This is a genomic window from Streptomyces peucetius (assembly GCF_025854275.1).
GTDB lineage: Bacteria > Actinomycetota > Actinomycetes > Streptomycetales > Streptomycetaceae > Streptomyces > Streptomyces peucetius_A.
The window spans coordinates 786432-812646 of the sequence record NZ_CP107567.1; the positions used below are offsets into that span (position 1 = coordinate 786432).

The window sequence follows — 26215 nt, forward strand, 5'->3', positions numbered from 1 at the left end:
ACTCTCCGGACGAGTCGTGCCGTCAGCCGCGGTTTGTCGGAACTGTGGACGTCACTGCTGGACTCCCTGTAAGTGGTTGGTGATCTGCGCTTCGAGGTCGGCCATGCGGCGGTCCTGGAAGCGGAGGTTGGAGCGGGCAGCCTTGAGTCGTTCGTCGAGGGTGCGGTTGCCGAGTGAGCTGGCGGACTCGCTGCTTGAGGGTGGTGATCCGCTGGACGGCTTCCTGGGTCCGTTAGGCTTCCAAGTCACGTATCTGGCCGAAGAGTTCGCCGATCTGGATGCGTTGAGCGAGGATTTCGGTGTGGGCGGCCTTGAGGGTGGCCTCGGCGTTCAGCGCTCGTTCGCGCCAGGTCGCCTCGCGCTCATCGTCCTGCTCAGCGGGCATGCGGCATTGGCGTTCACCAGCCTGAGCCGTCGCTGCGGCCACCGCGGCTCTGGCCTCGGCGTTGTCGTAGAGGAAGGTGCGTGAGACGTCCGCTCGGCGGGCGAGGCTGGCCGCCTTCTCCCGCTGGTTTCCGGCCGAGCAGGACCTGCGCGGTCACGATCCGGTGCTGGGCTGGCTGCACGCCGTCGCTCACGGCGCCGACCTGCTGGGCAGCTTCGGCACCCACGCGGCCGTTCGACCCACGGACATGATCTCCCTGGCAACGGAACGCCTTCTGACCCGGAACGACTACGTCTTCGCCCAACAGGAGGACGACCGCCTTGCGCAGGCGATGGCGCTCGTCCTGACCCGCCCCGAAGTCGACGAGCACCAGGCCCTCGCCTGGCTGGACACCGTCGAGAACGACTTCGAAGGCCTCCCCTCCGGCCCGCTGCCCGCGTACGCCGCCAACTGCCTGCGCACGTTGCGCACGCTGTATCTCGTGGCCGACCTCGGCGTACGGCGGTCACGCGACGCAGCACCGGTGGTGCTCCCGCACCGCGACGCTCTCAAGCGGCGTCTGGCCGAGGTGATGGCCCCAGTGTTCCAGCACGCCTGAGCCGCCGGCCCCCACGCCGGCCAAGGTCAGCCTGCACTGCGCGACGCGGCAGGTTCCGGTGGGCCGTGCGACATGTTGACCGGACGACGAGCGGCGACACGCGTGTGTCGTGGAGAATCCCTCCTGCGACACGGTGGAGCTCTGAAAACGACACCGTGCGAGTGCGTGACGGCTGGCCCCGGGCTCCAAGTGTGACGCCCCGGAAGGCCCGTCCCTGTCGCGAGGCAGCCCTGTGCGGACCACACTGGTCCGCAGCGCCCTCGCTGGGCGAACCGTCACGCCGGAAGGACATCGTCCATGCTCACGGACGCCCACCCCGGCCCCCTGCGCGTGCTCGTCTTCGGCGCCGCCCTGCGGGCTGAGTCCACCAACGCCCGCCTCGCCTCACTCGTGGCCCGCATGATCGCCGACACCGGCGTCACCGCTGACCTCGCCACCATGCGCGACTTCGACATGCCCCCGTACGACGGCGATCTAGAGGCTTCCCAGGGGCTGCCGGAGGGCGCTCTCGCGCTGCACGACCGGCTCGAGCAATGCGACGCTTTCGTGATCTCCTCGCCGGAGTACAACGCCTCCATGCCCGGGGTCCTGAAGAACACAATCGACTGGGTCTCCCGCGTCCAACCCCAGCCGTTCAAGACCAAGCACGCGCTGCTCGTCTCCGCATCCCCGTCCATGGTCGGCGGCAACCGCGGGCTATGGGCACTGAGGGTTCCCCTGGAACACCTCGGCACCCGCGTCTATCCGGACATGTTCAGCCTTGCCAAGGCTCACCAGGGCTTCACCGAGGACGGCATGCTCACCGACTCGGGCCTGCAGGAGCGCCTTGCCGCCACCGTCGCGGCCTTCCTCCGTCTGGTCGAAGCCGATGTTCGTTACGTCTGCCTGCAGCGCCGGTGGTACGAGTTCCCAGGAGACCGCACGGAGGCACCCGTCACCCAACGGGCGGAGGACTGAAGCGTGCCCCTCTGATCGGCTGGTAAGTTGATCGGATGTGACTGTCCGGCGGAAGCGAGCCGGCAAGACCGAGGACCCGACCGGATGCTGTCATGGCAGACCGCGCGTATTCGTCCGGCGCGATCCGGGAGCCTCCGCCGGCGTGGAATCCGTGCCGTCTTTCCGCAACCGTCCGACCGGGTTGGCCACCGTCTGCGGCGGCAGCCGCCATCTCAACGGTCCACCACCCAACATGCGTTCGCAGGCCGACGTCGACCTCGACGGCGACGAGACGTACGAGCCCGCCAGCGCCACCGTGCGCAGGAATCACGACAGGTCCGGATGGCCGTCAGGCCTGGAGGACTCGGAACGCCTGAGCGTCATCACCGGCCAAGCCCGGCGACTTCACGGCGCGGCCGCCGGCGTGCGGGGCGTACAGAGCGGCCAGCTCGCGGTTGGCGGTACGGGCCGCGGTGCAAGCGCGGCGCAACTTGGCCTTGGCGTTCTGCTTGCGGCGGCTGCGGTCGAGGTGGGCCTGCCGCGCCGCTTCCAGTGCGTTGGCGGCGGTCCGGGTCTGGGCGCGGCCGCAGGCGGTGGCCAGCTGCTGCTGGCAGCGGCCGATGCCAGTGAGCGCGTCCACGGCTGCCTGGATGGCCCGGGCGCATGCGCGGGTGGCGGCGGTGTACGCGGCGTCGGCCTCGACGGCGCGCGCCGGACGGCTTCCAGGAGCTGCAGGCGAGTGGTGATGTCCATGGGTGTCCTCACGGTGTGGGGTGGTGTTCTCGGTGCCGGGCGGCTGCCACTACTGCCTGGCTGGGGTAGTGGGGTCGGTTCGAGGCGCAGAAGCGCTTCGGGCGCGGCGGGAAGTGGCCGAGGTAGCCCGGGGAGCCACGCGGTGACGCGGCGGGCGCACGGGGCCGCGTCGGCGGCGGCGTCCAGCGGCGTGGGCGATCCGTCGAAGACCGTGGCGATGTAGTCGCCCGGCGGCGCCGTGCAGGTGCGCGGACCAGGGCTCTGGGCAGCTGTCGCTGCCGCCCGACGTGCCGCGGTGAGCGGTCCGCCCACCGCGGCGGGGGCGCTTGGCTCGCGAGGCTGAGAGACGGGCGGGCCAGGGCGGCGAGGCGGTCTTCCGCGTTCGGCAGGTGGGCGGCGCCCCAACCGGTGGTGATGAACTGGCGGCCGATGTACTCGGTGTAGGCGGGCGGGATGGCTTCGGTCGGTTCCTCGTGGGCGTCGGTCCACGTGATGTCCATGGCGGCCTGCATCTCGGCGACCGTGCCCTTGCCACCACCCTTGCCGTAGGCGGCGATGTACGGGCCGTCACGGTAAACGCCGTGCCGCCAGCCGCGCACGGGCCCCGGTGCTTGACGTGGTGAGGCTGCTCGGCAGGCTCGGAGCCGATCCGGCCGATTTCGAACAGGCGGCAGCCCAGGACCCGGGACGTGCCGTCACGGTGCTCAGTGCCACGACCGCGCCGCCGAGGCGGCCGGCGTCAGCAACAGGAGCGCGATGACGTCGAGGGCCGCTTCCTGGCCACTGTTGCGAGCCGGCCAAGGCTGCGACACGGCAGGGCTGCTACGCCATCTCGGGCACGCCCGGCGACGGACATGGTCACGGCGTGGACCCGGCCCTTACGCAGAGCCGTAGAACGCACCGGTCGGGCACCCGTCAGCGCCGACGCTGCTGCCGACGCACCGGCACGATCACGAGTGGGTGGCGTGCCTTGAACGCACAATGGCCCGAACCAGACGACTCGGGGCCCTACTGTGCATTGAGAGGCAGTCAGGCAGTGGCATCTATGTCGATCAGACTGATCTTCGCCTGCCGATTGTTGATCGTCGCCAGGATCGGCGACTTCCCGTCCAGGCCCTTGGTCTTGTCCACAAGCTCCCGAAGGTCATCGAGCGTGATCTCTTTGCCTGTCTTCGGCTTCACATGAACACTCACAGGTGACATGCCCTCATGATGCAGACCATCGATCGACCTGTCACCAGTGCGCCTTCTCGGCGGCGCAATCTCGGCGCGGCGGGGGTGCCTCCCGCGCCGCCGGGGCGGGGCGCAGCGGGTCGACTGCGCCCCGGAGGTTGGGTCAGTTCTGGACGAGTCGCAGGTGCCGGGCCTGGGAGGCCGCATCGAGCGCCGGGGAGCACCACTGGATGCTGTCCACCCGCCCTTGTGCCGGCCGACCGGCTACGCCGTCGTCCGGCGCCCCCGCCTCGGCGTCTGGTCGCCGACCTTCAGGTCCGCGACGCGCACGGCTGGTGCGCCGCCGAACCAGTGGTCGGGATTCGGTACCTGAGACATCGCGGTGCCTTTCTGCGTGGAGTGCGTCGACGCCGGCGACACTGCGCCGGCGGCCGCCCGGCGTTCCCGCCGGGTGCCGGGCGGTCAGTCGCGGGGTAACGGGGCCGGTGAGCGGCCTGGGGGCGCTGTAGGGGCGCAGCATCACCGCACCGCCCCACCCCCAAAAACCGGGCTCGGCCTGGTCGCTCAGAGCAGGCAGAGCAGGCTCGGGCCTGAGTCGCCCGGGTCGTCCTCGCGCTCGGCCGAGTCCGGCAGGAAGTCGAAGCAGCCTCCAACGTCTTCCGGTCGGCGGACCAGGTGCAGCAGATCACTGGGGCGGTGCGGGTCCAGTTCGCCCCACGCCTGTCGCAGCTCGGTGTCAGTGAGGTCGGGAAGTGCAGACGAGCCTGGTTCGAAGTCGCACAGGATGTGGCCGGTGATGTCCCGGATGCTGTGGAGCCACAAGACATCGCGGTCGTCCTCGTCGCGCTCCATCACCAGGTAGGCGGCGCTCGGGTACATCGCGGGGAGGGTGTCGGCAATCGTGCGGGCCAGGCCGCGCGCCTGGTCGAGGGCGACTTCCTCGGCGTCCTTCCCAGCGATCTGAAGACACGTTGGCCGGTCTGCCACGGAGCTGCGACGATGCCCCCTGTTTCCCGAGCGGAGGACGTTTGTTCGTTTTCGTGTGTGTGCGGTGTGACGCCGAGCTGACCGCCCCGTTGTCCCAGGTCGCCCTGCCGGTCCACGCTCGTCAGAAGTACGGGAACGGGCTTCAGCTCATGGAATCGGGGACGTTCGCCGTGGAACCGGAGCCCTGGGGACCACCGTGGCGAAGGTGGGAGGAGATCAATCCGAACGAGGCGGCCGCCCGCGGCATCTACGCGCCGGTCCCCGCCCTGTCCGAAGGCACGGCCGGCGCGGTCGTCATCTCGCCGGGGGACACCCGTGGCACTGTGCTGATCCCGGAGAAGCGCGGCGCCGCCTGCTGCGGCTTCGACGCGAGTGACGGCCCGAACATGGCCTGCGCGGCATGCGGTCTTCCCGTCGCGAGCAGGATCGACGACTGCTCGCTCTGGCAGGCCGTGTGGCTCGCCCCGGATGCTGTGCGCCGTCTTCCCGTCGAAGGCGCCGACGCCGGGCTGTTGTCCTGGGCGGACCTGCTCGCGGAGGAAGCTGGCGTGCCCCCGTCCGAGCCGATCGCCCAGTGGGGAGAGCCGTTCAGGGCGAGCAACCGGTGGCACTGGAGCCCACAGTGGGTGGCGGCAGCCGGGCAGGCGCTCGCCCACCTCCTGGTGGCCTCGGAAGGCCGGGCGGTAGCCGTTCCGGACGGCCTGACCGCAAAGATGTTCCAACGCGCCCTCAACACCCTGCTGCCAACTGGCCGGCCGCCGCGGCGCGCCGTCCTGGCCGGACCGGGACATCTGGCCCGCAACGCTCACGCCGACATCCTCCTCGTGCCGTCTCACCGGCAGACCGGGAAGGCATGGACCCCTGCCACCCCGGCGTACTTGGTCCCATTGCCGTTCGGGGTGTGGCACCGGCTGGTCTTCCCCGAGCCTCAGCTACCCGTCCCTGCAACGGGTCCAGTACCCGACGGCGTCCTTCGCGACGAACCGCCTACGCCAAACGTCCATGACGTGTTCCGGTACGACTGGGAAGTCTTCCAACGGACCCTCGCCCGACTACCGGCCGTCCGCACCCCGTGGCTACGCGAGATCACCGAGAGCCTCACGCGGCATATGCGCACCGGCCTCCTCTGACAGGGGCCAGTACCGATCGAACAGCGCCGGACAGCGGTGCCTCCCGAAGTGGTGAACATCTGCTGTCTGTTCTCATGAACAAAGCCACCGGCCGCGTGACGCGGAGGCAGGCAGCGCCTGCGGCTGCGTATCTGCCCGTGAGGGCACTGCGGTGGCCGGGTCACAGGTCCCGGGGTGCTGCGTGCCGCGCGTTGGCGAGGCACTCTTCGACGAAGGCCAGGGCTTTCAGGTGGTAGGCACGGGCGGTCCAGCCGAGGCTGATGTTGTGGCCGGCTTGCGGCAGACGGTCGATGACGGTCCGTGGTGCGGCGGACAGCTGCGCGGTCAGGTCGGTGATGTCTTCATCGCCGTGGTGCCACCAGGCCTCGTGTTCGGCGAAGGTGAGCCGGACGGGGACGCGGATGCGCGGCAGGATGGCCGCCGACAGGCGTGTCCAGCTGGCGACGGTGTTCACCTCGCGTGCGGGCATAGGCGCGACGACCTGCTGGGTCGCCCAGAAGGTGTGCGGCGGATACAGGTTCAGTGGTCCCCAGTTCAGCCGCCGCAGGCTGCCGCCACGGTCACACCCGGCGAAACTGGTGTTGACGGCCAGTCGGCGCCCGCATCCGGAGACGTCCATGCCCAGCAGGTTCGGCGTGTCCCAGTCGGCCACGACCGCGAAGGCCACCTTGGCCCCGAAGGAATGCGCCAAGAGGAACGTGCCGGCACCGGGTGCGTGGCGTGCCGTGAACGCCTCGACGGCGCACCGCACGGTGGCCGCTTGGGCGGTCAGGCGTTGGCCTGCGGGCAGACGGGCGGCCGAGGCCCCGTAGCCGGGCCGGTCCAGAGCCAGCACCGTGTACCCCAGGCGCGCACCAAGAGTCAGCAACGACACGTCCGGGTGCGCTTGACCGTCGAAATAGCCCGCGTTCATACCGCCACCGTGCAGGGCAATGATGACCGCGCGCGGAGGCCTCTGTGGGGGCTCGCTCAGCAGGCCGGACAAGACGATGCCGCCCGCATCGACGGTGACCGGTCGGACGCCGGGTGAGCTCCGCCGGTCATAGGCCTCCAGCGCAGTCGCCGGGCTCGCGGCAGTGGGCTGCACGGCGGGGACATCAACCATGGCAGGCAGTCCTCAAAACTCGGGGTGGCGGCGCGCAAGCTGCACTCCTGCACCCGCACGCGAAGCACGCTGGCCGGGAAGGTCTGTCCAGGCGCGGGCCAGGCCACGTCCCCAGGCCACGCTGTTCATCCTGCGTGTCGCGACGACCGCCGGCCACCCCAGGCCACCCACCAGGGTTACCCTCGGTTGCGAGAACAAGGAAGTGGTGGCGCGACGAGGACTGCTACGGCACCAAAGCGGCCGCCGAGCCGCTGCTGGCTCAGGACCGATGGCACGCCCTGGCCTCCGCCTCGACGGACAGCCCGTGAAGGGGCCATCGGCAGCCGTCCAGCCCGGTGTTGCGGCCGGGGCGTGCGGTTGCGATCTTTCCCGGGCCGTTTTTCGTTGGAGTGCGCAGGCAGCTTCTGTGCGCCATCCGACCGCCGGCCCGGCCAGGACCACCGGTTGTGGCCGCGGAGGAGTCATGCAGGAGGCGCAGAGCAGGCACGCCTGGTGGTGGTTTCTGGCGGCCGGCGCTGTGGTGATCATCGTCTACCTCATCGTCGCCGCGCCCGTGCGTCACCTGCTTTCCCTCGTTCTGGCGGCCTGCGCCACCGTCGCGGTCCTGGTCGGCATCCGCTGGCACCGGCCACGCCCGAGCCGATCCTGGTATCTGTTCGCCGCCGGCATGGTGCTGTTCACGGCGGCGGACGCCATCTTCGGCGCCTTTCAGGCCGCGGGCACGTTGGTGCCGGTCCCCTCGGTGGCCTATCTCCTGCTCGGCGCGGGCGCACTGCACCCGTCCATGACCAGCACGACCCGGCTGGTGCCGCGCAGCCAGGAGCGGCTGTCCCCCGCCCGGATGACCGTCCTCGTCCTGCCCGCCCTCCTACTCCCCCGCAGCCTTGGCGTACCCCAGGCCATGCGCCGGGCGCCCCCAAGGCCATGCCCACCATGAACCGACGGGCTGGAACTCCCAGGAGAACCCCTATGAAAATCACCGGCTTCGAGACGTTCCTCGTCCGACCCCGCTGGCTCTTCCTGCGCGTCGACACCGACGAAGGCATCAGCGGCTGGGGCGAACCGATCGTCGAAGGCCGTGCCGAGGCCGTCCAGGCAGCGGTCACCACGCTCCTCGAGCACCTGATCGCAGCCGACCCGCTGCGCACCGAGGAGCACTGGCAGGTGCTGGCCAAGAGCGGCTTCTACCGCGGGGGACCCGTACTCTCCAGCGCCCTCGCCGGCATCGACCAGGCGCTGTGGGACATCAAGGGCCGCTACCACGGCGTCCCCGTGCACGAGCTGCTCGGCGGGCCAGTCCGCGACCGCGTCCGCGTCTACACCTGGATCGACGGCGACACCCCGCAGGACCTCGCCGAAGACGCGCTGGCCAAGGTCGAGGCCGGCTTTACCGCCGTGAAATGCAACGCCTCCGGCGCTCTGTCGCCCATCCCCGACGCCGCCGAAGTACACGCCCTGGTGAACCGCCTCTCCACATTGCGCGAGGCAGTCGGCGACGGCATCGACATCGCACTGGACTTCCACGGCCGCCTCACCACCGCCGCGACCCGCAGAGTACTGCCGCTGCTGGAACCCCTGCTGCCCCTGTTCGTAGAAGAGCCGGTGCTGCCGGAATTCTCCCGCGACCTGCGCCAGGTCGTCGAGTCTACCTCGATCCCCATCGCGGCCGGCGAACGCCTCTACTCCCGCTGGGACTTCCGCGACCTGCTGCCCACCGGCATCGCCGTCGCCCAGCCCGACCTCTCCCACGCCGGAGGCATCTCCGAGGTACGCCGCATCGCCGCCCTCGCCGAAACCCACGACGTCACCCCGGCCCCGCACTGCCCGCTCGGACCCATCGCACTCGCCGCCAGCGTCCAGATCGACTTCGCAGTCCCCAACTTCCTCATCCAGGAACAGGAACTGGGCATCGACGACAACGACGGCAACGAACTGCTGGACTACCTCGTCGACCCATCCGTCTTCCGCTTCAGCGACGGCTACGTACCACGCCCCACCGGACCGGGCCTCGGCATCGAAGTAGACGAGGAGGCAGTACGCTACGCCGCTCAAACCGGTCACCAATGGCGCTCGCCCACGCTGCGCCACACCGACGGCGGACGCGCCGAATGGTAACCACACCCCCCACCGAGCAGGCCGCCACACCTCCATGGCAGAACGGCAATGCCGCACTCCCCCGGCAAACCCCAAGCCACCGGCACACCGGCAACTCGGGCCGATCAGGCAACGTCCCGGACGGCGGTACCAGGTGCTCGCCCCGTCGGCAGCCGACTTCTGGCGCGGTTCGGCGGTGGCCTCGCGGCTGACCACGCGCCAGCCGGGTCACGGACCGAGGAGATACCGCTGAACACGGGTCCACTACGACAGCCGGACCCTTTTCGCCGATCTGCCAGCGGACAGAGGCGACGAAGTACTCGTCGGCCCCCAACCGGTAGGCCTTCAAGTCGCTCACGTCCACGAGCTTGCCGCAGGAAGGCTCCCGTAGTCGAAGCAGGCCACCAGGCGCTGCCTGGGAGTTTACGCGCATCGATACAGGACGGGGGGCGGTGACCATCGGGTACTGCGGTACGCAAGAGCTGCACGAGGCCGAGCAGTTCCGTCTTGAGGTCGACCTCCATGGAGAGGAAGGACCTCTGCCTCGGAGTTCCAGAACACGACCACAAGGAGTGGGCCTTCGTCTCGCAGTTGGAATGCTCTTCTGATTCCCCCGGCAGGTCTTCCGCTTCCTTCAAGTAGCTGTCTCTCAGCCGCAGGGCATGGCCCGGTTTACGGGGGCGTGTCGCCTGACTTCCCTGAAGGCGGCAAGGCGACGGCGTCCGAGATCGGTTTCAGCGGGTGAGGTCAGCCAGGCTGTTGAGTGCGGTGTCGATCTCTGCTGGAGTGTTGATGACGGCGGTGCCGATGCGGGTGTAGGTCGAGGTGGACAGCCGCACGCGGTGGGTGGCGGCGTGGTCGACGACCTGCTGATGGGTGTGTCCGGCCACGCTGAAACAGGTGATGCCCGCAGACAGTTCCGGGTCGGCAGGGGTGTGCACGGTGACCCCGGGGACGCGGCTCAGTCCTTGCTTCACCCGCGTCGACAGCTGTGTGATGCGGGCGGCGACGCGTGCTCGGCCCAGCTGCTCATGCAGCGCTACCGCCGCCGGCAGGGCGAAGGCATACTCGAACGCCAGAAACCCGCCGGGCGACAAGGGCGTTGCTCCCCCGCCCCTGATGAAGCTCACGAACGTGGGCCGCAGCTGGTCGAGGACGTCCGGCGCCACCCAGACCAGCCCTGTTCCCCTGGGACCGAACAACCATTTGTGCGTTCCGGCGATCACCACGTCCGCGCCCAGGCTGGCAGCATCCTCGTCGATCGCCGCCAGCCCGTGCACGCCGTCGACGACCAGCAGGCACCGGTCGGCAGGGCTGCGGCCTTCATTGGCTCGGCGCACCACCTCGGCCACCGCACGCACCGGCATCCGAAGCCCCGTGCTCGACTGCACCCAGGTGATCCCGACGACTCTGGTGTTCGGGCGGATCGCCTCACCGACTGCCGCCGCGATGCCGTCCGCCGTCGCGGTGGCGGGATCGGCGAACCAGGAGCCCAGCCGTAGCGTGTTGCCATGCTTTTCCGCGGCCAGTCGGGCGGCGGTGCGCTGGGAGATGTGGTCGTGCTCGGTCAACAGGAACTCCTGTCCCGGACGGGTCACGACGCCGTTGTAGAAGACGCCCAGCCCGATGCTCGTGCTCGCCGTCATCGCGATGTCCTCGGCCCGGCCTCCTATATAGGCCGCGAGCGCCTGGCGTACCCGGGGCCATCCGGTAGGACCATCGGGCAGCGTCAGCCCCGTGGGCACCGAGAGAGGATTGGCGTCGACCTGTGCCCTCAGATGATCCACCGCATCCCGCACCACCTTCGGATGCGAGGCCAGGTAGAACAACGCGAGGTTCACCCATCCCGGCTCCAGTCGAAACTGCGCCCGCAAGGCGTCCCAGTCCACGCGCCCGTCGACCCTAGCGACCGGCCGCTCCCGTGGTGTTTTCACCCTTGCCGCGCCGGAGCTGGGCACGAGAGTGACCGCCACCGCTCCCGCAGATCTCGCCAGCAGACCGCGCCGACTCGTCATCGACATCCAGCACCCCTTTGCACCGCGACCGGCGGAGCGGTGGCGGAATAGCTGTCGGTGCCCTTCTGCTAACGAGGTTACGCAAAGTGGCCGCGGGCGCCGGCAGCACCGTCACCCAAACGGTCTCTATCGAGAAGCCGCATAGCAGAGACCACCCGAAGAGACCAGCCATCTTGTCTGAGACGCACGCCGTCCTTCCCCTTCATTGGTAGGGCGTCGTGCCATGTCGCGCTGACATCTGCAGCAGTGCCAAAGCCAGAGGAATTCGACTTCAATAGGCCTCGGCGACCACACACGGTCACCAACCCGGGTGGACCCTCGAAGAACTGGCGACAGTTGGATAGGCGAGCTCACCAGCATCAACCCCGTTGCCCGCGCGCCGGCCTGGTTCGCGGTGCTGGGGCACCTCGGCGCGGACAGTCTGGGCCGGCCGGTCTTCCGGGCCCTCACCGTGAAGGGCAACCTCGCCAACAGGGCTCTCGCCACCAAGCGCGGCGACCACAAGAAGGGCGGGGGGGACCAAGGATGTGCAGCTGCTCGCTGACCAGGCGGGCATCCCTACATCGCGGGGAAGAAGGTGACGGCGCATTCCCTGCTGGCCGGCCGGAGTCTTGCCGGGGCCGCCGGCGCCCGCGGAAGGCCTGCGGGCTGGGCGCAGCGGTCGGCCGCGCGCAGCACCATGGGCCCAGCGCAATCCTCTTTTCCTCGGGGGGCGGGGCGCTGCGCCGTCCGCGCCGCCCGGTGGGGCGGGCCGCTGCGCTCCCCGCCCCACCTCGCTGCGTGCCGGGCGCCCGGTAGCCGGTCGACGGGGACGCTCCGCGCCCCGCTGGCTCGCTTCTCGCGCTGCACCTGCTGCAGTCCGGCACTCGTGCACGTCAACACGCTGCTGCTGCAGCAGGTGCTGGCCGAACCACCGTGGGCAATGAAGCTCACCGAGGAGGACCGGCGCGGGCTGACCGCGTTGTTCTGGTCCAATGTCAACCCGTACGGCCCCTTCCGGCTGGAGATGGACAGCGGCTCGACCTGGCACCGGCCGCCGCCGTGCTCCGCCACCGCGACGGACAACGATGGTTCCGGACTGGACATCGTCAAGCAGTAGGCGCATTCCGCAACCACGACGCGAAGGGGAGATCAGTGGTGGGGGTATCAGCGGGCTGGGGACGGCGCTCATGCTTGGCCGGCGGGGCCATACGGTCACGTTGTTCGAGCAGGACGCGCGGCAGGCCGGAGCGGACCTGGACCGGGACTTCTTCCACTGGGACAGGCCCCGAATCCCAGGTCATCCAGCCCCACTCGTTTCTCGCACCCGTGCTCACCGTGCTGCGCACCGAGGCCCCTGATGTCTACGCGGACCTGCTGGCACGGGGAGCCCGGGAGTACCACGAGTTCGACTGGTTCGGTAACGGAGATATCAACCCCCGCATATACGCAACCGTCGACTCACGCGGCTCCGACCTGGAGAAACGGTGCACAAATGTCAAGGAACAGTAGGAGTCCCCCGGGGACGGACAGTTGATCTCCCCACTGGCGGACAGCGAGTGTCCCCGGTGGACAGTTGATCTCCCCGATTGCGGGGTCAGCCGAGCGGACGACGCCTCGGCCGGTGGTGGCTTCGGCGAGGCGGTGGCTGTCGCCCTGGGTGCGTGAGAGCGCGCAGCGCTCGGTCCGGGCCGCAGCGCAGCGGAGCGGAGCGCCCGGCACGCAGCAAGGGGTGCTGCCCGCAAAGCGGGCCACACCCCGGCCGCCGCCGGTCGGCGCGCCCCGCCCCCGCCGTGCGTTCCTGGTGGGTACGCGGCCGACGTCTCGTGATCGGCGGATCGCCGGGCCGCCCGCGCCCGGTTCCGTCGTGATGTCCGAACAGCAGAGGGCGGGCAGAATTGCAGCTGAGGCCCAGGCGCCTTGGGGCGGGCGTACTCGGCCCCGTGTGCCGTGCCTGAAAGGGGGCCCATGGTGCCAGCGGACAGGCCAGGGCGAGGTCAGCCGTCCAGCTCGCTGCGCTCGGAGCCGGGAACCCTGCTGGAGCACGTCTCGGTGGCCGTGTTCGGCATCGACGAGGGCGGCCGGATCTGCTACTGGGGACCCGGTGCACAGCGCCTCTTCGGCCATGACTCCGCGGCGGTGCTGTCCCGGCCCGCCGCGCTGCTTTTCCCACGGGAGACGGGCGGCGGACCCGGCGCGGCCGTACGGCTGGCGGAACGCGGCCGCACCCTGGGCTACTGGCGGGTCCGGATGCCGGCGGTGCACGCGGACGGCTCGGTCTTCGACTGCGGATTCCGCGTCTTCCCCCTGACCGGGGAGGACGGCCGGTCCGTGATCATGGGGCTCGCGAGCAGCGGCAACGAACTGGACCGGGTGAAGACCAACCTGACGTTCCTCGACGCCCTCTTCGAGACCTGCCCCATCGGCCTGGTGATGCTCGACGAGGACCTGCGCTACGTCCACCTCAACCAGGCCCTCGCCGACATGGACGGACTGCCGATCGAGGATCACATCGGGCGGCGCATGGACGAGCTCATGGTCACCTCCGACGGAGGCGCGTACGGGCGCATGCTGCGCTCCGTCGCCGACGAAGGCCGTCCGGTCGTCGGCGCCCTCGTAGGGCTGCGCACGCCGGACCGCCCGGACCAGGACCAGGTCCGGTCGGTGAGCCTGTTCCCCCTCAGCGGGGCGGGCGACACACGCCGCGGAGTGGGCGGCCTGCTGGTCGACGTGACCGAACGCGAGCAGGCCATCGTCGAGGCGACCGCAGGGCGCCGGCGACTGGCCCTGCTCGACCGGGCCGCCGCCAGTATCGGCACCACCCTGGACGTGAAGGTCACCGCCCGTGAACTCGTCGAAGCCGCGGTCCCCGACTTCTCCGACGCGTCCGTCGTGGAGGTCGTGGACTGGATGGACGAGCCGGAGGTCTTCGACCCGCGGCTGCCGCTGGTCACCCGCCGGATCGCGGCCGGAACCACCCTGCCGCCGCCCGCGGCGGAGCTCGTGGGCGGACTCGAGAGCGTGGTCTACCCGCCCGGATCCACCATCCACGGCATGATGCAGACCGGCCGGCCCGTCGCCGTTCCCGTGAACGACGAGTTCATGTCGCGGACCGTCATTCACCCGGCCCGCGCACAGTTGCTGATCGACAGCGGACTGACCTGCCTGCTCATCGCCCCCCTCATCGCGCGGGGGACGGTGCAGGGGCTCACGATGTTCGGCCGGTCCGCCGCACGCCCGGCCTTCGACGAGCAGGACATCAGCCTCGCCGGAGAGCTGGCCTCGCGCGCCGCGCTGTGCCTGGACAACGCCCGCCTCTACAGCCGTGTCCGGCGCATCGCCCTCACCTTGCAAAGTGCGCTGCTCCCCACCGCCCTCGGGAGCAGCCCCCACGTCGACATCGCCCACCGGTATCTGCCCGCGAGCCAGGTCACGGAGGTCGGCGGCGACTGGTACGACGTGATCACCCTGCCAGGCGACCGGGTGGCGCTCGTCGTGGGTGATGTGATGGGACACGGGGTCCGGGCCGCGGCGGCGATGGGCCGGCTGCGCATCACCGCCAAAGCCGTGGCCCGCCACACCCTGGAACCCGGTGACGTCCTCACGGAGCTCGACACCTGCGCCCAGGAGGCCGGCATCGAACTGGCGACGTGCCTCTACCTCCTCTACGACCCGGCGACCGGCCGCGCCCGCATGGCCAGTGCTGGCCATCCGCCGCTGCTGGTGCGCAATCCGGACGGCACGGTGGTGACCTTCGACGACGTGCTGGGCATCCCGCTGGGAGTCGGCGGCTTCCCCTTCCGTACGGCCGAGATCGAACTCGCCGAGGGCGCCACCCTGGTCCTGTACACCGACGGCCTGGTCGAGGCCCGCGGCCACGACATCGAGGAACGCATGGAGGCGCTCCGCGGCCATCTGCGCGGCGCGACCGGGTCACTGGAGGCAACGACGGACCGCATTCTCGCGAGCATGCTGCCCGATATGCCGATGGACGACGCGGTGATCGTCCTGGCCCAGGTCCACCGCGCTCCGCGGCCCAGCCAGGGCCTCATCGTGTGACACCGCGCATGCCGGCATCCGGGTCCGCCGTCAGCAGGTGCGGCGCGAAGCGGGCCGCCACCACCATGGGAGGAGTGGTGACGAAATGCCCGCTCTGCGGTGACGAAATGCAGCCGGACCTGATTCGGCAGGGCGGCCGCCTCTGGTACGCCGACGTGTCCGTCGTGCTGTGGTCCCAGTTTGGAACGTGGTATCTGGCGCGGGATCGTCGGCCGCGCGCGGTGGACGAACTCGGTGGCCGCCGCCAGGGCCCGGCGGGCCTCGCCGGTCGTCGTGGTGGGGCGGTTCCGCTCCCGCCCCTCCTTGTGGATCTCGCGGACGAACTTGACCAGCAGGTCCACGAGGTTGGCCTTCTCCAGGTCCGTCCTCCGATCGTCGACGACCTCGGCGATGTCGTCGAGCCACCAGTACGCCTCGTCGCCGAGTACGAGACCGTCCTTATGTTCCAGGAGCCGGTGGCAGAGCTTCTGCGCGATCGGGAAGAGCGGCAGATTCCTGGCGATGCGGCCGAGCCGCTCCACCTCCTCGGCGACGGCCGCCATGGCCACGGCCACGGCCACGGCCGGACGCGCGAGGCCGGGGCCGCGCGCAGTCACTCCTGCGCGCCGTGCTCTCTGTCGGCCCATGGGGCCGAGCGGGCGCCGCCGCTACGTGGCGACGCGGGGGCTGGGCACTGTGGCCGCGTCGGCGGACGGTTCAGGATTTCCGGCCCGCCCGCCGGTCGCGGGTGGTGAGGGGGGTGAGCCGGTCACACCAGGACCAGGTGCCCCTTGGGGTTGTGCTTCAGGTACGGGCGCTTGCACCGCGGGATGGGCTTGGTGTTGGGCTCGCCGCGGTGGACGGCGCCCCAGCCGCCCCGCTGGAACTCCCGCCCGATGTACTGCGTGTACGCCGGCGGGATGGCCTCGGTCAGCTCTTCGTGGACGTCGGTCCAGTGGATGTCCATGGCTGCCTGCATCTCGGTGACGGTGCCCTTGCCGCCGCCCTTGCCGTACGCCGCGATGTACGCGCCGTCCCGCCAGACGCCGTGCCGCCAGCCGCGCACCGATCCGCGGTGCGGGACGTGCGCCGGGGGCTGAAACACATCGAAGGCCGGCACCGAGGTGGTGTCGGCCGAGTGTCGGCGGACGCGGGCCAACGCGCCTGCCTATGTCCTGAGGTTCGGGCTTGCGACCAGTCGCCGTCAAAAGGACACGACGCTACCGGCGCTGGGCTCGACTACGGACCGGTTTTGGAGACCCCCCACCTTCGTCCGGTCAGCGCGCCGCCCGTCGTCTCAAATAGCTGAAGCGGCAACGAACGGCGTTCCAACGCCGTTACGGCGCCCCCTGGCTGGAGAACATCGATCCGCGCGTGTACCTAGCAGCGCCCGATACGGGCAGCGGCCGTTGCACGCCTGATTTACGAAGGAACCGATACGTCATGACCACGAATGCGGACGCGCCGCGCCAGGACCGCGGGGACCGGAAGCTGCGTACTGCTGTGCTGCTGCTCGGGTTGGTGATGGGGCTCATGATCACAGGAGCCGCGGTCTACGTCGCCCGTGTCCATCCCTCGCTGGCTGGGCCCCTGGGTGTCGGCGCGGCCGTCTTGGGAGCGCTGGCCGGTGCGACCGCCATGGCGAGCCGTCTCGTTCGGTGATTCGCTACGTCCGTGCGGGCGGGTTGACCATCCATCCGGTGCAACTTCTCAGCCCGCCGCAGTGAGCGGCCCCGTCCACGTGCTGGACGGGGCGATGCGCATCGCCTGTGTCACGTTGCCGACCGGTGGCTGACCCAGGGGCTCGCCCTGCGTCGACGGCCCGAGCCCGGTACGCCCGCAGCTCAGGGATCCCTGCGCCGCGCGGCTGACCCAGTAACTGGGCAGGGCTGTCGCGAAGGAATTGATCGCGGCGTCGTCGGCCCGGACCTGCGCCCATCGAGTTCGGGCGGGCGCCACAGGACTGAAGGTAGCCAGCCGCGCCGTCGCGTCCGTTGTTTGAGGGCGGCGTAGAATCGCCGCGCCCGAAATCGGATGGCGGGAACCCGCCCTCCAGCACTTCAAGGACTTCCACCTTGCCTGCGGGGACGACGTAAGCGACATCAAGATCCTGACTCGTCGCCCACGTACCCGTCTCGGCTCGCTGCCCCGCCCGCCCCCGCTGCACCATCTCCAGCTCTTCACCAGGCTCAAAGATCCTCAACTCCAAGGAACGCATGGAGAAGCTCCGATGCTCTGCACGCGTGCGTACTCGCGCCCGCACGAACCAATCCTGCGATGGCACGTCTCCCCTGCGATCGCTCACTCTTCGATCTAAGTGGCTGTTGTTGTTCCGAATCTGAGGGTGGCATTTTCGCTGGTCAGGCATAGGGTCGGTGATTCGGTGGGAGTGGTGGCGTGTCGTGTCGTCGCTCCCCAGGAGGTTGCGGATGCCGTCGGTCGTCGGACTGCTGGAACAGCACGAGCTCGCCGCTCGCCGTCGAGTCGACGGGTTGCGTGAGGAAGCCGATCGCATCCAGGCCGAGCTGGCCGCCGCCGAGGAGGAATGGCAGGAGTGGGCGATCGCCCGCAGGCGAGTGGACACGGTCCTGGCTCCGGACGGCGGCAACATCGCTGGTGAGAAGGCTGCCCCCGGCCCACGGGACGTGGACGCACGCTCGGCGCCCAGGCAGGCGGCGAAGCCGAAGTCGCAGGTGCCGGTGTGGCGTGAGGGGCTGTCCTGGTCGGTGCTGTCGGTGGACTGTCAGCGCATTATCGAGACCCTCGCGGACCGGGCCCGGCTCCATCAAGGGCCGCTGACCTGCCAGGAGTTGGCCGTGATGTTCGGCCTGGACGCAGTGCCGGCCAAGGTGGAGGCACTGCGGTCGAAGGCGAAACGCCTGGTCGCGCGAGGCTGGCTGGCCGAGCGGCAGCCGGGCCAGTTCACCCTCGCCCAGGGCCCGGCCGGGCAAGGCGGCGCGTCATGAGCAGGATCATCGACCAGTAGACCATCGCTTCGGCGCTGGTGGTGCGGCGCTCGAAGTCGCGCACCAGACGGCGGGTGCGCATCAGGTGGGCGAAGAGGCGCTCGACGATCCACCGCTTGGGCAGCACCACGAAGCCGCGCATGTCGTCGCTGCGTCTGACGATCGCCAGGACCAGCGCGAGCACGGTGAGGCAGTGCTCGACGAGGCTGCCGGTGTAGCCGCCGTCGGCCCAGACCAGCTCCAGCTGGTGGTGTGCGTCGGCCACCTGCCGCAGCAGGACCTGGGCGGCGGCGCGGTCGCCGGTGTCTGCGGCGGTGACCATCACGCCCAGCAGCGGACCGAGCGTGTCGACCACGACATGCCGCTTGCGCCCGTTGACCAGCTTGCCGCCGTCGAAGCCGCGGCTGTCCGCACCGACGACCGCGTCCGCCTTGACGGACTGCGAGTCGATCACGCCGGCCGTCGGCTCCGTATCCCGCCCGTCCCTCTCGCGGATCCGTGCGCGCAACCGGTCGTGGAACTCCTTGACCAGGGCGTGGTCGCGCCAGCGGCGGAAAAACGCGTAGACCCGGTCCCACGGCGGGAAGTCGGCGGGCATCGCCCGCCACTTGATGCCGTTGTCGACCAGGTAGCGGATAGCGTCCAGTATCGCCCGGTGGCAGTACGCCTCCGGCTGCCCGCCCCGGCCGCGCAACCAGCCCGGCACCGGCAGCAACGGCCGGACCACGGCCCACTCCGCGTCCGTCATGTCCGAGGGATACCGCCGAACACGTTCCGGGTGATCGGCCGCATTCCCGAACCGATGAGCGACACAATCACACGACGGTGCATCCGAGTTGAACTTCACCGGCGCGAGCACGTACAACTGCGGCAACAGGGTCTCCTGGATCTCGGTTGGCTTCGCAACCCCGAGCTACCAAGAGGCCCTGCCTTCATGCCCGCAGCCGGCGCCAACCACCCGATCGAGACTCCCGTTCGACGCGCACCCCTCAAGATCGGAACGACAACAGCTACTCAGCCGCTTCCCGACACCATGCCGCCCTCAGCGCAAAGGGACGCCATACCGCCCTCACCAGACCGCACAGCGCCGTGGTGGCGGTCGCTGCTCTCACGCTGAACCCTTCCCGGTCGCCCGGAGCCGCATTGCCGAGCACTTCATCACGAAGGAGAGAGACATGACCCTCGCCATAGGCTTGCCGCGGCCGCCGGTCTTGCCGTAACTGGAGTACTCCTCTTCCAGAAGGTCGCGGTGCCGTTCCTCATACTGCGCCTTCTCCTCCCACGAGGCCGAGGCACGCGCTGATCTCGTGCTGCTTGCCGTCGGTCTGTGGCCGCCCCGGAAAGGGGCGGCCACAGGCATAGAAAAGGTTCAGCTGCCCGGGGAGTCCTCTGCATCCTGGATCAGCTAGGCACTGTCCGGCCGATCATGATGGCCTGCCGGCCCGCCAGACGGGCCGCCGGGCTGCCGGGCGCGGCACTATGGTCGTGAACCAGCCGACGGAGACACAGCGGTAGGGGAATCATGGTCGCGTTCCACGCGTCCGCGCTGGACGGTGTCGCCCGTAATCCGGCGCTGTCGACACCGCTGCTGCTGCGCCTGCTCGCCTTCGACGGGGGCGGTGACCGTCGTCCGCCCCGTCGTGCGCTGCAGCGGGCCGGGCTTTCCGAGTCGGCCGTCGTGGTGATCCTGGCCCACCCGGATCCGGGCGTCCGGATCGATTTCGCCATGAGTGCCAGGGCGGAGCCTGCACAGCGGGCCCGGCTCGCGGACGATCCTTCTTTCAAAGTGCGGGCAGCTCTTGCGTACGGACCCGAGGTCTACGGCCCCCGCACGAAGGTCGCGCCGCTCCCGGCCGCCGTGTGCGTCCGCCTGCTCGACGACCCCGCCCCTTCTGTCCGGACGGCACTGCTGGACTCGCCCCATCTGGCGTCGTCGTTCGTGGCCTCAATGGCTACTCATCACAGCTCGGCAGCGCGCCAGGAAGCGGTGCGTGCATGGGAGATCCTGCCGCCGGGTGAGCGGTCGGCGCTGCTTGCCGACCCTGATCCCGGTGTGCGGCGGGCCGCCGCACACCGGGAGTGCCGACGGGACGCCCACGTCACCGCCGAACTGCTCCAGGATCCGAAGTCCGCCGCCGAGGCGCTGTGCCGAGGGCTCCTCGTCCGCGCCGACGCCGAGCGGTGCGTCGCCGAGGGGACGCACCTGGCGGCTCTTGCCGAGAACCCGTCGTTGCCCGCCGATCTCGTGGAGCGGCTCGCCGTCGACCCCGACGAGGCCGTACGGCTCGCGGTCTCCCTCAGGCCCGAGCTGGACGAGGCACGGCGCATGGCGATCGACTTCACGGCCGGTGACCTCGACAGGGGCGACGGCGTGCAGTGGGTACGGGACGGGCTGACCGACCCCGAGGTGCTGCGCCGAGCCGCAACCTCCGCCCACCCGCTGCTCCGGCGCGCCGCCGCCCGGAGCCCCCACCTGCCGCCCGACCTGCTGCGCCTGCTCGCACGCGTCGAGGACCCGGTGGTGGAGAACCTCCTGGGCATTCACCACCCCGACACCCCGGAGAAGGTCCTGATGCGCGTGTTCGCGAGGCTCGGCGGGACGTTCTCCGCCTGGATGGCGGAGACGCACCCTCGCTTTCCCCGCGAGGGCCTCGCCACCCGCTACGCGGACCACCCGGACGGGAACTACCGCCGACTGGCTGTTCGGGATCCGGCCGCTACGCCCGCGCTGATCGAGCGGCTCAGCCATGACCCCGAGGTCTGGACGCGCCAGGCGGCGGCCGGCGACCCGCGCCTCCCGCTCCACCGGCTCCGCGAGGCACTCCACATACCCGAGCTGGCCTCCAGCGCGGGCGCCAACCCGGCGCTCCCTGAAGACGAGATGGCCGCCGTCCTGAACCGGGCCGGCGTTCCCGCCTGACCGCCGTGCAGGACCGGCCGGCCTGCGCCACTTCCCGGAGAGGCCCTCGTTCCAAGACTTCGACGTGTCGGCGTCACCCTCGGGCCTGGATGGCTTTATCGACGACTCACGACAGCAGTTGCTCACGACTGCGGGAGGCATCCGCCAGGGCTGAATCTCGATGTCGACGAGAACGGGCGGCGCTGGCGGGCACCCCGGCAACGGCGCGATGGCGGCTGCCACCTACGCCCGTAGCCAGCGCTTTTGCCCGCGGCGCCGACGGGCGGCAGAACGGCGGCCTGTCCGCCACCACCGAGCTGCTGCCCGAAGTCATGAACAACCGTCGCGGGCGCTGCCTCCCGAACTGCTCGACAAACGCTGCTCCGAGACGTGGACAGAGCCACGTCGTCCGGCTCACCATCGACGACGTCATCCGCGACGACGACACCATGCTGCTACGACTCGGCGAGCCACCCTCCCCCGTTCCCGCGCCGGTCGCCGCCCTGCTGCTGGAACACATCACGAACCGCGGCAACATGAACACCGCCACCAACCCGGCATCCCGCTGGCTCTTCCCCGGCCGCCGAAGCGGCCAGCCGCTCGGCCCCAACCACCTGTCCACGCTCCTGAACAAGGTCGGAATCCCGATCGCCGCCGCCCGCGGGGCCGCCATCCGGCAGCAACTCCTCGAACTCCCCGCACCCGTCGTCGCAGACGCTCTCGGCTACCACGACAAGACCACGACCAGGCTCCGCAGCGAGACCGGCGGGACCTGGAGCCGATACGCCCCAGGGGAACACGCAAGGTCACCAGCGGGCTGGGTCCCTCGTGGATCCGACGACAGTTGAAGACGAAATCTTACCTGCGTATCACACACAGGGTCAGAACTTGGCGAGGCGGTACGCGTAGCAGTCCTCGCACATGTCTTCGCCCATGTCCGCGACGGTGAAGGCGAGGTCTCCGGCCTGCTGGCAGTAGTCGCACACGCCCGCGTGGCCGCTTCCGCAGCTGAAGCAGATGTACGAAATCGTGTCGGGCGCCGCTGCGGTATTAACGGGAGCTACCGCCGAGTCGCCGCACACCGAGCAGCTGTCGAAGTCCTGGCCGCCGTCCTTGATGGTGATGTGACGGCTCTCGCCGATGTACTCCCACGCCGCTTCCACGCCGGAGCCGTAACTCTGCCAGCAGAAGTGGCACGTCAGGTCCACCGCACCGCCGTCGAGCACGACCGCGTACAGGCCGCAGGAGCGGCAGGGGACAGTCACGTACTCGTGGCCTCTGAGCTGGTCGGCGATCTCGCTCTTCCGCTGTGCGACGAAGGCCGTGATGTGCTGCAAATGGCCGCGGATCTCGTCCATCTCCTGCTCGGCGGTCCACGCCTCGCCCGGATCCTCGACGTGCGGCAGGACGTCAAAGCGGAGGAAGTACATGAGCAGGGTCAGGACGGGCAGGGTCCGGGCCTGGACTGCGCCGAAGGTGTCGCTCCCACCGAAGTGGGTCAGCCGGTTGCGAAGTTGCCCCAGAGCGACAAGGTCTTCATCCTCCGGGTCGAGAACGGTTTCAACGGCCAGACCCACGTTCTCGTTCAGTCGCTCGATCGCCTTCTCGGCGCCGCAGCTCCTGTACTTGCCGGCCTTGTGCTTTGTCTCGTCGAACTTCCCCGTGTTCGCCCAGACGAGTGCCGGCTGATGCATCTCCAACCGGGCCTTGAACAGCACCTCGGCCGCAGCGTGCAGGTGGAGCACCGCGCACTTGAGGTCCCTCGGCTCGGGACCGCCCTGGCGAGCGAGGAGCTCCACGGCGCTGCGCAGGAAGTCCAGACCGTTGGCGAGGGCGGGGAAGTGGAAGTCCTTCGCCTTGACGAGGGAGGAGCCTTCCTGCATTGAGACCGCCGCGCGGCGGGGGGAGGGGACGGGGGCCTCCAGCTCCTCCTGGCCGCCGCGGGCTTCCTCCCTCGGCGCCCAAGGGGAAACGTCGGGGCGCTCGGCTCGGTCGGCCTCGGCGCGCAGCGCGGCAGCCTTCTCCAGAAACATCCGCTCGTCGTCGATCCGGGGGCCGGCGGAGGCGGGGGGTACCCGACTCTCCAGCTCGGCGGCTCGGGCCCAAAGCTCGGCAGCCGATCCGGACTTCTCTACTCCGCTTCCCCCATCATCCGGCTCGATGCGGTCGTCCGCGAAGTCCCCTCCCGATGCCCCGTCCAGCTATCCGCTATTCCAGGGAGAATAACGGATATGGGTTACCTAAATTGATCATTTTGTGTAGTCGACGGCCGGTGTAGGCGTCGACGACGGATACGTGTGGCCGGGCTCGGTGGCCATCAGGCCGGGTCGGCCTGCGGTGGTGGTGGCGCACGGCCCGAGCGAGCCGGCGCTGGCATCGGCGATCGGTGAGGGAGAGCCCGTCACGGTGCCGCCACGGCGGCGGCTTCGAGGCTGCGAGGCTTCGTCCAGGGGTAGGCCGCCCATGCCCCCCCCAGGATCGGGTTGATGGCGGGCCGCCCGTCGGCGAGGGCCCGTAGGGACCAGCCTGCAGGCGTTGGCTGCTCGATCTGGGCGAGAAGGGCGTGTTCGAGACCGGGGTCGGTCGCGATGACGGCGTCCTCCAGCTCACTGGCCGGAGCGACCAGCGTGGGCACGTCCGTGGTCGGCAGGGTGTCCCGGAAGTCCGGGGTGTTGACCAGGTGGTACGGCTCCATGGTGATCACGAGGCCGAACATCGGGCGGTCGGCCGGGATGTGGATGAACTTCGCGTGCCGGTTGCGGATCAGCTTCGCGGTGTTGGTGATCTGCTTTCCTATGGCCTTGCCCAGCTTCTGGTCCAGCTCGTCGCCGAACTCCTGCTGGGGGCCGAGCCGCAGCTTGGCAGTGGGCCGGACCGACTTGACTTCGACCAGCAGCACGAGCCCGGGCAGGACCACGATCCAGTCGACGCTCTTCTCCCCGTTCTTGCCGTAGACGATCTCCGGGAAAACCTCGGCGTCGGGCAGGAAGGGCAGATGCCGACCGACGTACTGCTCGAACAGATCCCCCAGGTCGCGCGTGAAGGCGAGGAACGTCTCGTCGTCCGTGTAGTGGTCGCGGCCGGTGTAGTACAGGCCCATGGGGCTGACCTTACCCAGCACGGCGGGCGTGATTGAGATGAGGTAGTCGCATCCGTACCCGCGGACCAGCGGACGGGCCCGCAGCGGATTGGGGTTGTAACGCCGCAGCAGGGGATCCGAGGTCAGCAGGCCGGCCGCGACTCGGGCACGCCCCTCTGCGGCGTCGGTGGCGAAGTTCCGCTCCACCACCGTCTTGATCGCCGCCCGGCTGGTCAGGGCCTCGAAGACCGTGAGCTCGTTCTCGGGCAGCCAGGCAAGGTCGAACCGCCCCAGCCGGGTGGTCGCCGCGGTGTACAGCAGCAGCCCGAGCCCCCCGTAGTCAGCCAGTGGGCAGCCGAGGAGATCCTGCTCCCATCCGGCGGTGAGGACCTCCAGCGACCTGCTTGGCTTGGTCTGGACGAGCACGGCGACACTCCGCGCGAGCTCGGAGAAATCGTCCTCCTGCCACGTGAACTGAAGGCCCGCGAGGCGGAGCAGGAACCCTTCCAGGCGCTCGCCGACGGGCAGATGCCGCATCAGGTCGTCCAAGGCCGCGTGCTGGGCGAGGATCTCCCGCAGGTCGTCCTCGGTGGCCGCCTTCTGACGGTGCTCGTTGCCGTGGGCCAGCGACACCCAGGCCGCATCCGCAAGACCACAGGGTCGATACAGCCCGGTACGGTCGGTGGCCCACTGCTCCTTCGTCGGCCACTGCGCGCTCGTTCGCGCGATCAGCGGCAGGAGGGAGCTGGGCGGGTGCCGGCGGACTCGCTGCACGTACTCGCGGTCGGCGACGGGGGAGCGGAAGAACGAACGGGCCATGCCCATCATTCTCTTCCGCAGGCTGTACCGAACGGGCCGAAATTTCACAACTAGGGCCTGGTGGGTGAGGTGTTCGGCGAGGTCAGGGGCCGGTGGCTCGGGCAGGGACGGGGCGGCGTTGCTCGCCCACTCGGGCCTGCCCGGCCGCCTCTTCCTGCTCGGCTTCGGTGAGGGCCCGGTACAGCGAGGCGACCAAGGGGTTCGTGCCCGCGTTCTTCCCGGTCTTGATGGTCAGCTTCTTCGTGATCTCGGGGACGGGTACGTTCTTATCCTTGAGCGCCTGGCTCTGTCCACGTCTCGGAGCAGCGTTTGTCGAGCAGTTCGGGAGGCAGTGCCCGCGACGGTTGTTCATGACTTCGGGCAGCAGCTCGGTGGTGGCGGACAGGCCGCCGTTCTGCCGCCCGTCGGCGCCGTGGGCGGCATCGCCGCCCAGACCGTGGCGATCGCGGTGGCCGACGCGTTCCACCGGCAGTCCAACCTGGAACACGCCGCCGCTTCGGTGCAGAACATGATGTTCGGCTGCCTGCTCATCGTGCTGCTGGGCATCGCGCTGATGGCCACCTTCAGTCCGGACGTGACCGTCCTTGGAGTGCACCCGGCCTCGGTCGCCCTGGTGGCCCTGTACTGGGGTGGCCTGCGGCTCGTACGCGGGCAGGGCTCGCCCATGTGGCAAGCGGTTCCTACCAACGACACGCTGGCCGACGTCCCCGCCGACGACACCGACGTCGGTGAGGGGGCCGTGGCTGTTCGCAGCAGCCGGCGGTTGTGAAGGGAGTTCGCCGCCGTCGCGATGCTCGTCATGGTCAGCGGATGGGCCGTGGCCCGCGCAGCCGAGGGCATCGTGGAGGGCACGGGTCTGAGTGCGGGGCTGGTCGGCGCGGTGTTCATGGGCGTGGTCAATGCGCTCCCGGAGACCGTCACGTCCATCGCCGCCGTACGCCGCGGCGCCGTCACGCTGGCCATCGCGGCCATCATCGGCGGGAACTGCCTCGACGCGCTCAACCTGGTCGTGGGCGGCATCGCGTACCGGGGAGGATCGCTCTTCCATACCGCGGCTCCGGACGAGTTGTTCCTCACCAGCGGCGCACTGGTGATGACCGCTGTTCTTCTCGGCGGCCTGCTCGTGCGCCAGCGGGCCGGCTGGCTACGGGTGGGGTTCGACGGCGTCCTGCTCCTGGCTCTCTATCTCAGCATTGTCACCATCCTCGCGTTCTAGCCCTCCGTTGGGGAGGCCGCTGGGACGACACACCGTCGTCCCA

The 26215-nt window shown here is 69.7% G+C and carries 23 protein-coding genes and 5 pseudogenes; 17 read left to right on the forward strand and 11 right to left on the reverse strand.

What is annotated here, in order from left to right; translation table 11 throughout:
• Window positions 1–166: 166 nt before the first annotated feature.
• The 4 genes and pseudogenes from OGH68_RS03655 to OGH68_RS03670 form a co-directional block, all read left to right on the forward strand.
• Window positions 167–469 carry a hypothetical protein gene (locus tag OGH68_RS03655; protein ID WP_264241857.1) on the forward strand — a complete coding sequence of 101 codons (303 nt, stop codon included), beginning with the start codon at window positions 167–169 and terminating at the stop codon, window positions 467–469.
• On the forward strand, window positions 462–983 hold the full coding sequence (locus OGH68_RS03660; protein ID WP_264241858.1) for a DUF2785 domain-containing protein: 522 nt from the start codon (window positions 462–464) through the stop codon (window positions 981–983). The genes OGH68_RS03655 and OGH68_RS03660 overlap by 8 nt, the downstream gene beginning before the upstream one ends.
• 297 nt (window positions 984–1280) lie before the next feature.
• Window positions 1281–1940 carry an NADPH-dependent FMN reductase gene (locus OGH68_RS03665; protein ID WP_264241859.1) on the forward strand — a complete coding sequence of 220 codons (660 nt, stop codon included), beginning with the start codon at window positions 1281–1283 and terminating at the stop codon, window positions 1938–1940.
• Between the two features lie 65 nt (window positions 1941–2005).
• Window positions 2006–2145 (forward strand): annotated as a pseudogene (locus tag OGH68_RS03670) (IS5/IS1182 family transposase); the annotation flags it as partial.
• 123 nt (window positions 2146–2268) lie between these two features.
• On the opposite strand, the gene OGH68_RS03675 reads toward OGH68_RS03670, so the two are convergent.
• The 4 genes and pseudogenes from OGH68_RS03675 to OGH68_RS03690 form a co-directional block, all read right to left on the reverse strand.
• A complete protein-coding gene (locus OGH68_RS03675) occupies window positions 2269–2559 on the reverse strand; it encodes a hypothetical protein (protein ID WP_264241860.1) in 291 nt (96 codons plus the stop codon).
• 523 nt (window positions 2560–3082) lie between these two features.
• A pseudogene (locus OGH68_RS03680) lies at window positions 3083–3354 on the reverse strand (DNA cytosine methyltransferase); the annotation flags it as partial.
• A 347-nt stretch (window positions 3355–3701) separates the two neighbouring features.
• Complete coding sequence (locus tag OGH68_RS03685) at window positions 3702–3875, reverse strand: hypothetical protein (protein ID WP_264241861.1); 174 nt, start codon at window positions 3873–3875, stop codon at window positions 3702–3704.
• Between the two features lie 534 nt (window positions 3876–4409).
• Complete coding sequence (locus tag OGH68_RS03690; RefSeq protein WP_264241862.1) at window positions 4410–4832, reverse strand: hypothetical protein; 423 nt, start codon at window positions 4830–4832, stop codon at window positions 4410–4412.
• A 41-nt stretch (window positions 4833–4873) separates the two neighbouring features.
• Between OGH68_RS03690 and OGH68_RS03695 the strand changes: the two genes are divergently transcribed.
• Window positions 4874–5962: a hypothetical protein gene (locus OGH68_RS03695; RefSeq protein WP_264241863.1), complete on the forward strand. Its 1089-nt coding sequence runs from the start codon at window positions 4874–4876 to the stop codon at window positions 5960–5962.
• A gap of 160 nt (window positions 5963–6122) precedes the next feature.
• Here OGH68_RS03695 and OGH68_RS03700 read toward each other — a convergent pair whose 3' ends face one another.
• Entirely contained in the window at window positions 6123–7067 is a 945-nt protein-coding gene (locus OGH68_RS03700; RefSeq protein ID WP_264241864.1) for an alpha/beta hydrolase, read from the reverse strand.
• A 463-nt stretch (window positions 7068–7530) separates the two neighbouring features.
• Here OGH68_RS03700 and OGH68_RS03705 point away from each other — a divergent pair, with 463 nt between their 5' ends.
• Together OGH68_RS03705 and dgoD are read left to right on the forward strand one after the other, a co-directional pair.
• Entirely contained in the window at window positions 7531–8004 is a 474-nt protein-coding gene (locus OGH68_RS03705) for a hypothetical protein (RefSeq protein WP_264241865.1), read from the forward strand.
• Window positions 8001–9182, forward strand: coding sequence for a galactonate dehydratase (gene dgoD, locus OGH68_RS03710; RefSeq protein WP_264241866.1), 1182 nt, complete (start codon window positions 8001–8003; stop codon window positions 9180–9182). Before OGH68_RS03705 ends, dgoD begins: the two co-directional genes overlap by 4 nt.
• Before the next feature lie 713 nt (window positions 9183–9895).
• Here dgoD and OGH68_RS03715 read toward each other — a convergent pair.
• Window positions 9896–11050: an aminotransferase class V-fold PLP-dependent enzyme gene (locus tag OGH68_RS03715; protein WP_264241867.1), complete on the reverse strand. Its 1155-nt coding sequence runs from the start codon at window positions 11048–11050 to the stop codon at window positions 9896–9898.
• 436 nt (window positions 11051–11486) lie between these two features.
• Here OGH68_RS03715 and OGH68_RS03720 point away from each other — a divergent pair, with 436 nt between their 5' ends.
• The 5 genes and pseudogenes from OGH68_RS03720 to OGH68_RS03740 all read left to right on the forward strand — a co-directional run bounded on the left by OGH68_RS03720 (window position 11487) and on the right by OGH68_RS03740 (window position 15948).
• Entirely contained in the window at window positions 11487–11720 is a 234-nt protein-coding gene (locus OGH68_RS03720) for a hypothetical protein (protein WP_264241868.1), read from the forward strand.
• 324 nt (window positions 11721–12044) lie between these two features.
• Complete coding sequence (locus OGH68_RS36335; protein ID WP_413470928.1) at window positions 12045–12275, forward strand: hypothetical protein; 231 nt, start codon at window positions 12045–12047, stop codon at window positions 12273–12275.
• 70 nt (window positions 12276–12345) lie between these two features.
• Window positions 12346–12577: pseudogene (locus tag OGH68_RS03730) on the forward strand (FAD-dependent oxidoreductase); the annotation flags it as partial.
• A gap of 546 nt (window positions 12578–13123) precedes the next feature.
• Entirely contained in the window at window positions 13124–15214 is a 2091-nt protein-coding gene (locus OGH68_RS03735) for a SpoIIE family protein phosphatase (protein ID WP_264241869.1), read from the forward strand.
• A gap of 74 nt (window positions 15215–15288) precedes the next feature.
• A complete protein-coding gene (locus OGH68_RS03740; RefSeq protein WP_264241870.1) occupies window positions 15289–15948 on the forward strand; it encodes a hypothetical protein in 660 nt (219 codons plus the stop codon).
• A 14-nt stretch (window positions 15949–15962) separates the two neighbouring features.
• On the opposite strand, the pseudogene OGH68_RS03745 reads toward OGH68_RS03740, so the two are convergent.
• Window positions 15963–16286: pseudogene (locus tag OGH68_RS03745) on the reverse strand (hypothetical protein); the annotation flags it as partial.
• A gap of 350 nt (window positions 16287–16636) precedes the next feature.
• Between OGH68_RS03745 and OGH68_RS03750 the strand changes: the two are divergent.
• Window positions 16637–16855, forward strand: a complete 219-nt coding sequence (locus OGH68_RS03750) for a hypothetical protein (RefSeq protein WP_264241871.1) — start codon at window positions 16637–16639, stop codon at window positions 16853–16855.
• A gap of 767 nt (window positions 16856–17622) precedes the next feature.
• Entirely contained in the window at window positions 17623–18159 is a 537-nt protein-coding gene (locus OGH68_RS03755; RefSeq protein ID WP_264241872.1) for a hypothetical protein, read from the forward strand.
• On the opposite strand, the gene OGH68_RS03760 is transcribed toward OGH68_RS03755, so the two are convergent.
• Window positions 18116–18907, reverse strand: coding sequence for an IS5 family transposase (locus OGH68_RS03760; protein WP_264241873.1), 792 nt, complete (start codon window positions 18905–18907; stop codon window positions 18116–18118). The genes OGH68_RS03755 and OGH68_RS03760 overlap by 44 nt on opposite strands.
• Window positions 18908–19681: 774 nt before the next feature.
• Here OGH68_RS03760 and OGH68_RS03765 point away from each other — a divergent pair.
• Together OGH68_RS03765 and OGH68_RS03770 are read left to right on the forward strand one after the other, a co-directional pair.
• Window positions 19682–21079: a Mucin-2 gene (locus tag OGH68_RS03765; protein WP_264241874.1), complete on the forward strand. Its 1398-nt coding sequence runs from the start codon at window positions 19682–19684 to the stop codon at window positions 21077–21079.
• 311 nt (window positions 21080–21390) lie between these two features.
• On the forward strand, window positions 21391–21906 hold the full coding sequence (locus OGH68_RS03770) for a hypothetical protein (RefSeq protein ID WP_264241875.1): 516 nt from the start codon (window positions 21391–21393) through the stop codon (window positions 21904–21906).
• A gap of 33 nt (window positions 21907–21939) precedes the next feature.
• Here OGH68_RS03770 and OGH68_RS03775 read toward each other — a convergent pair whose 3' ends face one another.
• The 3 genes from OGH68_RS03775 to OGH68_RS03785 all read right to left on the reverse strand — a co-directional run bounded on the left by OGH68_RS03775 (window position 21940) and on the right by OGH68_RS03785 (window position 25422).
• Window positions 21940–23091: a hypothetical protein gene (locus OGH68_RS03775; protein ID WP_264241876.1), complete on the reverse strand. Its 1152-nt coding sequence runs from the start codon at window positions 23089–23091 to the stop codon at window positions 21940–21942.
• Window positions 23092–23459: 368 nt separating this feature from the next.
• On the reverse strand, window positions 23460–24956 hold the full coding sequence (locus OGH68_RS03780) for a hypothetical protein (RefSeq protein ID WP_264241877.1): 1497 nt from the start codon (window positions 24954–24956) through the stop codon (window positions 23460–23462).
• An 82-nt stretch (window positions 24957–25038) separates the two neighbouring features.
• Entirely contained in the window at window positions 25039–25422 is a 384-nt protein-coding gene (locus tag OGH68_RS03785) for a hypothetical protein (protein WP_264250454.1), read from the reverse strand.
• Between OGH68_RS03785 and OGH68_RS03790 the strand changes: the two are divergent.
• A pseudogene (locus OGH68_RS03790) lies at window positions 25366–26172 on the forward strand (sodium:calcium antiporter); the annotation flags it as partial. The gene OGH68_RS03785 and the pseudogene OGH68_RS03790 sit on opposite strands and share 57 nt — an antisense overlap.
• Between the last annotated feature and the right edge of the window lie 43 nt (window positions 26173–26215).